Below are 8,252 nucleotides of genomic sequence, written 5' to 3' on the forward strand. Positions count from 1 at the left end.
GGCCGTGCGACCCGTTACGCCAGCGCGGCCGCGAGGCTCGCGCGGTTGGGGACGCCCTTCTTCGCCATCACGCGCCGCAGATGCGTGCGGACCGTCGGCACCCCGATGCCGAGCGTGCGCGCGACGTCCTTGTCGGTGTAACCGGCGGCAACCAGCCGCGCGACGTCGCTCTCTCGCCCGGTCAGCCCCGCGCACGCATGGCGCCGCCGCAGCAGCGCGCGCCGGAAAAACGGCTCGATGCCGTTCAGCAGCAGCTTGTCGCGTTCGGTGAAGTCCGGCCGCCCTTGCGCTCGCCAGATGCGCAGGTCGCCCACATGCGTCGCGCCGTCGAACGCGTAGACGTTGATGCCGTGATGCATCCCGTCGCGGCACAGGAAATCGGTGTAGAACTCGGTCTGCTCGAGCTCGCGCCGGCTCACCACTTCGTCGACGCAGGTCGCCACGCGGCGCGCGCGCAGTGGCGGCGTGACCGGATCGATATGCTGGAACCACGCTTCGTAGCGGGCGATCTGCGACGCATCGACGTTGTACGCGAACCCGTTGCGCCACAGGCCGGTGTGTTCGTCGCAATCGAACGATGCGGCGAAATCGGCGCGGAGCAGCTGCGTGATCGCGGGCAGCACGACCGTCCGCACGTCGACGACCGGCCCCAGTTCTTCCAGGCGGGCGACGATGTCGCCGAACAGCCGGAGTTCCTCCGGTGTGATATCGGACGCGGAAAGGTTCATGACGGACGGTTCCTCGGCAAGCCGGTGGAGAACATCTGCATCGAGCGCTTCGACCTGGGGTGTCGCGGCGGAGGCCCGAACGGGCATGGGTGCGTCGCGATGCGCCATGTTACCCGGCGGATCGACGTACTGCGTATCGCGTATCGACTGCGGCGCCGAGCGGGCTCATGGTTCGCGCGGCACTCCGACACCTGAGCGGCTCGCCAGGGCGCACGAGGCAAAACGGCCGGTTTCCCGAGGCGAACCACGCCCGGCCCGTTGCGGCGCGACGGGCCGCAGCGTCATTACGCAGGCGTGACGCCCCGCTCAGCGGCCGGCACCCGCCACCACCGCCTGCCATTGCGCAGCCACGCCGGCGTAATCCCGGACCTTGAACGCGGAGCCGTCCTTGACGTGGACCCAGCCGAGCGTGCGCTCGGCGAGCGGCTTGTCGTGGTCGTCGGTCGCGATCTTGACGATCGCCTGCGCACGCACATGGACGAGACCGTCCGGATAGTCGGACGACGGATTCGCGAGCGTCACCGTCACGAACGGCCCGAGATCCTGCAGCAGCTGAGCGGCCGGCGGGTTGTCGGCCATCAGCAACGAACCGCCCTTCACGCGGTCGTCGACGCGAATGGCCGTGCCGCCCGGCCGCCGCTGCGCAGCGGTCGGCTGCGACATCCACAGCACGTGATACGGGTTGAGATAGACCACATCGGGGTCGCCCATCGCGTCACGGGTTTCAATCCGGGGTATCGGCATGCAGAGTCTCCAGTCGAATAGCGGGCACCGATGCCGGTGCGTCGGCATCCATGATGATGCCGCAATATGTCGGCTTGCCGCGTGCACGGCGGCGAATGACGCGACCACGCCAGGCCGGATGGAGGCGCGCCAAGCACGTTACTGGCACGTTATGGTTTCGACGGTGCGCCGACGTCGTCGAGCGGCGGTTGAAACCGCTTCACGCCAACGCGACCCGCAGCCCCGCCTACCCCCGCCACGTCGCGTCCGCGAGCTTCGCCACCAGCGCGTCGTACACGACCCGGATGCGCCGGGGCATCGGCCCGCGCCGCGGCCGATAGACGTGCAGCTTCCACGGCTCGGGCTCGAGGCCGGGCAGCAGCCGCACGAGGCGCCCCTTGTCGACGTACGGCCGGACGAGGTACTCGGAGCACTGCCCCAGCCCCACCCCCGCACAGATGGCCTCGATCTCCACCTCGGTATCGTCGGTCAGATATGCCGGCGACGACGGGACGAACTGCTGCTCCCCCCGAAACATCCACGGCCACGCGCGGCCGCTCGCGCGATCGATCAGGCACGTGACCGGCATCGATTCGAGTTCCTTGCGATTTTTGGGCTCGCCCAGCCGCCGGATCAGCGACGGCGCGCCGACGATCCACATCGGCAACGGCCCGACCATCCGCGCGACGAAGCGGTTGTCGCCGATCGCCCCGACGCGCACGCCGATGTCGATCTGCTCGTCGACCACCGGCGACGGCACGTCCGATAGCCGCAAGTCGGGCACGAGCCCCGGATACCGCTGCATGAGATCGCTCAGGATCGGTTGCACGTAACGACGCCCCATGCCCGACGGCGCCGTGATTCGCACGACGCCCACCGGCTCGTCGGCGTGACCCGTCGCGGGGCCGAACAGCCCGTCGACGGCAGCCAGCGCCGTCTGCGCGTCACGCGCGAACGCCTGCCCGAACGCGGTGATCCGGATGCTCCGGGTCGTCCGGTGAAACAGCGTTTCGCCGAGCATCTCCTCCAGTTCGCGCACCGCGCGCGTCACGACCTGCGGCGATACGCCCAGGCGCGCCGCCGCCTCGCGGAACGTGGGCGCCGCGGCGGCCGCGGCAAAGATCTTCAGGATGTCGAGTCGGTTGAGCATGGAGAACCCTCGTGGCACGCGCATGCGGCAGCGCCTTTCATTCCCGAAATGGGAATTCTGAATGCGCCATTGTTCCATTTTTTTGCGACACGCGAGCGACCACAATGCTCATCAAGCGTGCATCGCAACCGATTCAACTCAGCCCCATGCGCCGCTTTTATCCCTCACTCTGGAGAATCTCATCATGAACGCAAGCACGAAACCGGGCCAACTCGACGGCCGCATCGCCGTGGTAACGGGCGCCAGCTCCGGCATCGGCCGCGCGTCCGCGATCGAACTCGCGCGTCGCGGCGCCAAGGTCGTCGTCTCCGCACGGCGCAAGCCCGAGCTCGATCGACTGGTCGACGAAATCGTGACCGCAGGCGGCGACGCCAAAGCCTTCGTCGCGGACGTCGCGAACGAAGACGATCTGCGCAAGCTGTTCGATTTCACGGTAGCGACCTACGGACGCGTCGACATCGCGTTCAACAATGCCGGCACGGAAGGCGTGTTCGCGCCGCTGCTCGAGCAGGATGCCGAGCGGTTCGACAAGGTGTTCGAACCGAACGTGCGCGGGGTATTCAACTCGATGAAGTACGCCGCTGAAATCATGCTGCGGCAGGGGTCGGGCAGCATCATCAACAACGCGTCGATGGGCGGGCTGATCGGCTTCGAGAATGCGTCGGTCTATATCGCGAGCAAGCACGCGGTGATCGGGATGACGAAGACCGCGTCGATCGAATGGTTCAAACGCGGCGTGCGCGTGAACGCGCTGTGCCCGGGGCTGATCGAAACGCCGTTCCATCATCGCGGCATCTGGCCGTCGGACGAGGCGCAACAGGCGTTCGCCGCATCGACGCCGGCAGGACGCTGGGGCTCCGCCGAGGAGATGGCGACGATCGTCGCGTTCCTCGCGTCGGACGACTCCAGCTACGTGTCAGGGCATGCGCTCGTGGCCGACGGCGGTTATTCGGTGGCATGACGGGCAACGCGCGAGGCCGGGCCGTGGCGGCGTGCGTCACATGCCGCACGCTGCCACCCGGCGTCGGCTAGGCCACCGCCTGCCTCGCGTGCAGCCGCAGCGCCAGCCACGCGATCCCGACCGCCACCGCGCCGACCACGCCGCCGAACGTGCCGATCCACGGCAGCCCGAAGTCGCCGGCGATATGGTTGCCGATCAGCGCGCCCGCGCCAATGCCGACGTTGTACAGCCCGGAGAAGATCGATACCGCGAGGTCGGTTCCCTCCGGCGCCAGCTTCAGCACCCATGCCTGCATCGCCAGCCCGAAGCAGACGATCGCCCCGCCCCAGACCAGCGTATGCACGGACAGCGTGACGATGTTCAACGCGCACGGGAACAGGATCAGCAGGCACCCGGCCAGCGCGACGATCGACCCGAGCAGGAAATCGTCCGGCCGGTGCGGATAGAGGCGGTTGAAGCAGATCGCGGCCGGTATGCCGGCGACGCCGAACAGGATCAGCACATACGTAATCCGGCTGCTGCTCGCGTGATTGACGCTCTGGACGAACGGCTCGATGTACGTGTAAGACGTGAAATGCGCGGACACGACGAGCACGGTGATCGCGTACAGCGCCACCAGCGCGGGCTTGCGCAGGAACACGCCGATACTGCTGAGCGACCCGGCGCCCTGGCTCGGCGATACCGGCAACGTCGCACGCAGCAGCACCAGCGCGACGGCCGCCGCGCCGGCGATGATCAGGAACGTGACGCGCCAGCCGAACGTCTCGCCGACCACGCGCCCGAGCGGAATGCCGGCCACCATCGCGATCGCCGTGCCCATCGCCAGCAGGCTGAGCGCGCGGCTTTTCCGGTCGCTCGGCGCGAGCCGCACGGCCAGCGGCACGGAAATCGACCAGAACACCGCATGCGCGCACGCGATGCCCAGCCGGCCGACCATCAGCACCGCGAAATTCCATGCGACACCGGTCACGACGTGGCTCGCGATGAACCCCAGCAACGCCCACGTGAGCAGCTTGCGACGCTCGACATGGCGCGTGGCCAGCGTCAGCGGCAACGACACGACGGCCACGGCCCACGCGTAGATGGTCAGCATCAGGCCGACGTCGGTCGGCTGCATGTGCAGGCTGTCGCCGATCGCGCTGAGCAGCGCGACAGGCACGAATTCGGTGGTATTGAAGATGAAGGCGGTGAGTGCCAGGGTCAGGACACCCCACCACGAATGCTTGGAACTGACGGCGTCCGGTGTAGCCATACCTGGAATCGGCGAGACGAGGGTTGGGGGCGCGCGGCGCGGAGAACCCGGCCCGGCGATCGCCGCGATTGTACCAGCGGCACATGACACGGCGCGGGGTGGCGTGGCGTCGCGTCGGTGGGCCGCGGGACATGGTCACGACACGGCCGTGCGCCGATAATGTGCCGATACGCTTCTCACGACCCGTTTGCACGCGCCCCTTTCGATCCAGGAGGTACACATGCGCATTGAAACGTCTTTTCTGTTCGATCTCGACGGCACGCTCGTCGACAGCGTCTACCAGCACGTCCTCGCGTGGAAGGAAGCGCTCGATGCGGAAGGCATCGAATTGTCGGTGTGGCGCATCCATCGCAAGATCGGCATGAGCGGCGGCCTGTTCCTGAATCAGCTGCTGCGCGAGACGTCGGGCGACCTCGACGCCGAGCGCGTCGAGCGGCTGGCGCGCCTCCATGCGGCCGCGTACCAGCGGCTGCGCGCGCAGGTCCGGCCGCTGCCGGGGGCGCGCGAGCTGCTGGCCGCGTTGTCGTCGGCGGGCATCCGCTGGGCGATCGCGACCAGCGGGCGGATGGAGACGGCCGCCATCAACCTGGAGGCGCTCGGCGTCGATCCGGCGAAGCAGGTGGTGGTGACGCGCGACCAGGTCAAGTACGCGAAGCCCGACCCCGACCTGTTCCTGACGGCCGCCGCGCAACTGAACGTGCCGATCGAACACACGGTCGTGGTGGGCGACAGCATCTGGGACATGCTCGCCGCCGCCCGCTGCCGCTCGCTCGGCGTCGGGCTGCTGTCGGGTGGGTACGGCAGCGACGAACTCGAACGCGCGGGCGCGCTGCGCGTGTACGATGACCCGGCCGATCTGCTGTGGCATCTCGACGAGATAGCGGCCCGGCCCTGAAACGCGTGCTTCGCCGACGGCGCCTGCACCGGCGCGCCGTCGGTTTGGTCAGGTCGCGAACGACCACCGGCCGCGCCTGCGCGGAACCGGCCCGCGGCCGCCGCGCGGCTCAATCGTCGTCAACGCGCTTGTCGATCAGATAACGGCCCCGCTCGACGCCCGCGAGCAGCGCTTCGTTCTCGGTCATCCAGTCGGGGCCATCGGCCGCCGCCGACGCGCCCAGCTCGATGCGCTCGCCGCCCACATACACCTGCACCTCGTCACGCCACGCGCCGCTGTCGTTGCGCCGCGCCCACACGCGTATCTCGTGCCCGCGATACGGGTCCCGAATCTGTGCGTCCTGTTGATTTTGCACGGTGGCCTCCTTGTACCTATCTGCGATGGCGATGCAAATAATACGCGCCGCATGCGCGCCGCGCGCCCCGTCGGCCCCATATGCACGCGCCGTGCCCGACACCCGCCCGCTGGCACGCGGTTTGCGCGCCGGTCGCGCACCGAACCGCCGCGGCATGCCGCGCGAGCCCGCGAAGCGGTTCCTCCAGCAACCGGACGACGATCCGCGCACCGACGCCTTCCCCGGCTCCGCTCCCGCGACCCGGCTCGCGGATCGAACGTCCCGACCCTTCGCGAAGGAGCCTCGTGTGAATCAAACGACCGATCTGCTCTCCTATCTCGTGACGAGCCAACTGGCCGCGCGCATGCGGTCCGGTGCATGGCTCACGACCGGTCAGCTCGTCGACGTGCAGCGGATGTGGCTCGCGTGCCATCGCGCCGAATGCGGATGGCTTGCGCGGATCAGGATCGCGGACGCGTCCGTGACGATCGCGCAAGGGATCTACGACATCGCGATCGCGAACCGCGATCCCGACAGCGGCGAACGGGTGCGGCTCGACGCCGACTCACCGGAACTGAACGCGCTGCGCGAACGGTGCGACGCGCTGCTGCAGCGGATCGACGGCAGCCGGGACGTCGGCGCATGGTGATCGTGCGGGCCGCGCGGCGCCCGTGACGGGCACGCCGCTTGCGCGGTGAGCCAGTTTTGATCCGACGGAGCCGGCCCATGCGAACCGACGCACTCGACGGAAACGATCTCGACTACTGGTGTGCACGCGCGCTGTGCGCCGACGACGAAGACACGCTGCGTTTCACCGCCGTCACGCCGCATCTGGTCGTGACAGCCGCGTGCGACGCACTCAGGCGGCTCGACACGTGTTTCATGCCGTCGGCGTCGTGGTCCGATGCGGGCGCGGTGCTCGACCGTGTCGACGATCTGCGAATCGCACGGCACGGCGACGACGTCGAATGCGACGCGACCTTCGTCGACGTCCCGTCCACCTGCGGCGCACACGGGCGCAATGCGCGCGTGGCGCTGCTGCGGGCGTTCGTGCGCGCACGCTTTGGCGATGAAATCGATGCACCGCCGCCGTTCCCGCACCGGATCGAACACGGTGCGGTGGTGCGCTGCGATCCCGGCGTGCCGCTTCCCGACGCCGATGACGATCGCGCCACGGGCGACAGCACGGATATCCGCTCGGTGCCGCGCATGTAAGTGCATGCAGGTACCCAGCGTTCATGTAAAAACGACAGTCCCCGCCGCCGCAAGCCCCCACCTGCCCTTGCCCCACGGGAAACCACCCGGCAGGCACGCGCGTTGCGGCGAACCGGCGTCATTGACTGCCGCCCCTACGCCCGCGCCATGGACTCCACGCCGCCCTTTTCTCCGCACCTCTACTTCTGCGACGCCCGCCTCGTCGGGCCGCTCGACGCATGGCCGCAGACGTTCGCGCACATCGCCGGCATGGGCTTCGATCACGTGCTCGTCGGCGCGTTCTGGGCCGCGAGCGTCGCCGGCTTTCCGCGCCACGTGGCCGATTTCCGGCGTCCGTCCCAAGCGTTCGCGACACGCGCGAGCGCGCTCGAAACCTTCTCGCGGCTCGCCCAGCTCGCACACGGCCACGGGCTGCGCGTGCTGCTCGAAGTCGTGCCGGATCGGGTCGCGCGCGAGAACCCGCTGCGTGCCGAGCATCCGGACTGGTACGTCGAGCGCACGCACGACGACGCGCTGATCGATCCGCGCGGCAGCGCGCACGCACTGGACGTCGTCCACGCGAACCTCGGCGATGACGCCGCGCGCGACGCGCTGTCCGCGTGGTGGTGCAAGCACCTCGCCGCGTTCGCCGATGCGGGCGCGGCCGGCTTCCTGATCGATGCGCCGCATCATCTGCCGGCCGACTGGTGGCCCGGCTGGCGGGCGGCGCTGCGCCGTACCCGCCCGGACGTCACGGTGCTCGCCGGCGTGCCCGGCCATGCACGCGACGCGCTGGCGCAGCTCGAAGGCGCCGGGTTCGACGCGGTGTTTTCATCGGTGCGCTGGTGGGATCTGCGCGCCCCGTGGTTCGTCGACGAACACCGGCTGCTGCGGCGCATCGGCGCGCCGATCGCGTTTCCCGACGCGTTCGACGGCCCGCGCCTCGCCGACGACTGGCCCGACGCGTCGGATGACACCCTCGCCCGCGCCTATCGCCGCGCGTTGTGGACCGCTG

Annotated in this window: 9 protein-coding genes and 1 pseudogene; 5 read left to right on the forward strand and 5 right to left on the reverse strand. The window is 69.0% G+C overall.

Translation table 11 applies throughout. From position 1 onward, the window contains the following. Positions 1-14 precede the first annotated feature (14 nt). The 3 genes from G3N98_RS24055 to G3N98_RS24065 form a co-directional block, all read right to left on the reverse strand. Positions 15-728: a helix-turn-helix transcriptional regulator gene (locus G3N98_RS24055; RefSeq protein WP_206149406.1), complete on the reverse strand. Its 714-nt coding sequence runs from the start codon at positions 726-728 to the stop codon at positions 15-17. A gap of 306 nt (positions 729-1,034) precedes the next feature. Further along, positions 1,035-1,472 carry a hypothetical protein gene (locus tag G3N98_RS24060; RefSeq protein ID WP_206149407.1) on the reverse strand — a complete coding sequence of 146 codons (438 nt, stop codon included), beginning with the start codon at positions 1,470-1,472 and terminating at the stop codon, positions 1,035-1,037. A 226-nt stretch (positions 1,473-1,698) separates the two neighbouring features. Further along, entirely contained in the window at positions 1,699-2,601 is a 903-nt protein-coding gene (locus tag G3N98_RS24065; protein ID WP_206149408.1) for a LysR family transcriptional regulator, read from the reverse strand. Between the two features lie 184 nt (positions 2,602-2,785). Here G3N98_RS24065 and G3N98_RS24070 point away from each other — a divergent pair, with 184 nt between their 5' ends. Beyond that, positions 2,786-3,562: a glucose 1-dehydrogenase gene (locus G3N98_RS24070; RefSeq protein WP_206149409.1), complete on the forward strand. Its 777-nt coding sequence runs from the start codon at positions 2,786-2,788 to the stop codon at positions 3,560-3,562. Positions 3,563-3,629: 67 nt separating this feature from the next. Here G3N98_RS24070 and G3N98_RS24075 read toward each other — a convergent pair whose 3' ends face one another. Beyond that, the gene (locus tag G3N98_RS24075; RefSeq protein WP_089459323.1) at positions 3,630-4,814 is read right to left on the reverse strand and encodes a sugar transporter; all 1,185 of its coding nucleotides are present in this window, start codon (positions 4,812-4,814) and stop codon (positions 3,630-3,632) included. 220 nt (positions 4,815-5,034) lie between these two features. Here G3N98_RS24075 and G3N98_RS24080 point away from each other — a divergent pair, with 220 nt between their 5' ends. Then, positions 5,035-5,709, forward strand: a complete 675-nt coding sequence (locus G3N98_RS24080; protein WP_174988392.1) for an HAD family hydrolase — start codon at positions 5,035-5,037, stop codon at positions 5,707-5,709. 109 nt (positions 5,710-5,818) lie between these two features. On the opposite strand, the gene G3N98_RS24085 is transcribed toward G3N98_RS24080, so the two are convergent. After that, the gene (locus G3N98_RS24085) at positions 5,819-6,064 is read right to left on the reverse strand and encodes a DUF6566 family protein (RefSeq protein WP_206149410.1); all 246 of its coding nucleotides are present in this window, start codon (positions 6,062-6,064) and stop codon (positions 5,819-5,821) included. Positions 6,065-6,407: 343 nt separating this feature from the next. Between G3N98_RS24085 and G3N98_RS24090 the strand changes: the two genes are divergently transcribed. From G3N98_RS24090 to G3N98_RS24100, 3 genes and pseudogenes are all read left to right on the forward strand, one after another. Then, a complete protein-coding gene (locus tag G3N98_RS24090) occupies positions 6,408-6,692 on the forward strand; it encodes a hypothetical protein (RefSeq protein WP_206149412.1) in 285 nt (94 codons plus the stop codon). Positions 6,693-6,769: 77 nt separating this feature from the next. After that, a complete protein-coding gene (locus tag G3N98_RS24095; protein WP_089463934.1) occupies positions 6,770-7,258 on the forward strand; it encodes a phage protein NinX family protein in 489 nt (162 codons plus the stop codon). 147 nt (positions 7,259-7,405) lie between these two features. Beyond that, positions 7,406-8,252, forward strand: a pseudogene (locus G3N98_RS24100) (DUF3416 domain-containing protein); the annotation flags it as partial.

It is taken from the genome of Burkholderia sp. Tr-20390, from assembly GCF_017104595.1.
In the GTDB taxonomy this organism is placed as follows: domain Bacteria; phylum Pseudomonadota; class Gammaproteobacteria; order Burkholderiales; family Burkholderiaceae; genus Burkholderia.

What these genes read in the sequence shown, in the direction of transcription:
- G3N98_RS24095 (WP_089463934.1), top strand. Translation starts at nt 6,770, where the DNA reads ATGCGAACCGACGCACTCGACGGAAACGATCTCGACTACTGGTGTGCA.
- G3N98_RS24080 (WP_174988392.1), top strand. Translation starts at nt 5,035, where the DNA reads ATGCGCATTGAAACGTCTTTTCTGTTCGATCTCGACGGCACGCTCGTC.
- G3N98_RS24060 (WP_206149407.1), bottom strand. Translation starts at nt 1,472, where the DNA reads ATGCCGATACCCCGGATTGAAACCCGTGACGCGATGGGCGACCCCGAT.
- G3N98_RS24075 (WP_089459323.1), bottom strand. Translation starts at nt 4,814, where the DNA reads ATGGCTACACCGGACGCCGTCAGTTCCAAGCATTCGTGGTGGGGTGTC.
- G3N98_RS24065 (WP_206149408.1), bottom strand. Translation starts at nt 2,601, where the DNA reads ATGCTCAACCGACTCGACATCCTGAAGATCTTTGCCGCGGCCGCCGCG.
- G3N98_RS24070 (WP_206149409.1), top strand. Translation starts at nt 2,786, where the DNA reads ATGAACGCAAGCACGAAACCGGGCCAACTCGACGGCCGCATCGCCGTG.
- G3N98_RS24090 (WP_206149412.1), top strand. Translation starts at nt 6,408, where the DNA reads ATGCGGTCCGGTGCATGGCTCACGACCGGTCAGCTCGTCGACGTGCAG.
- G3N98_RS24055 (WP_206149406.1), bottom strand. Translation starts at nt 728, where the DNA reads ATGAACCTTTCCGCGTCCGATATCACACCGGAGGAACTCCGGCTGTTC.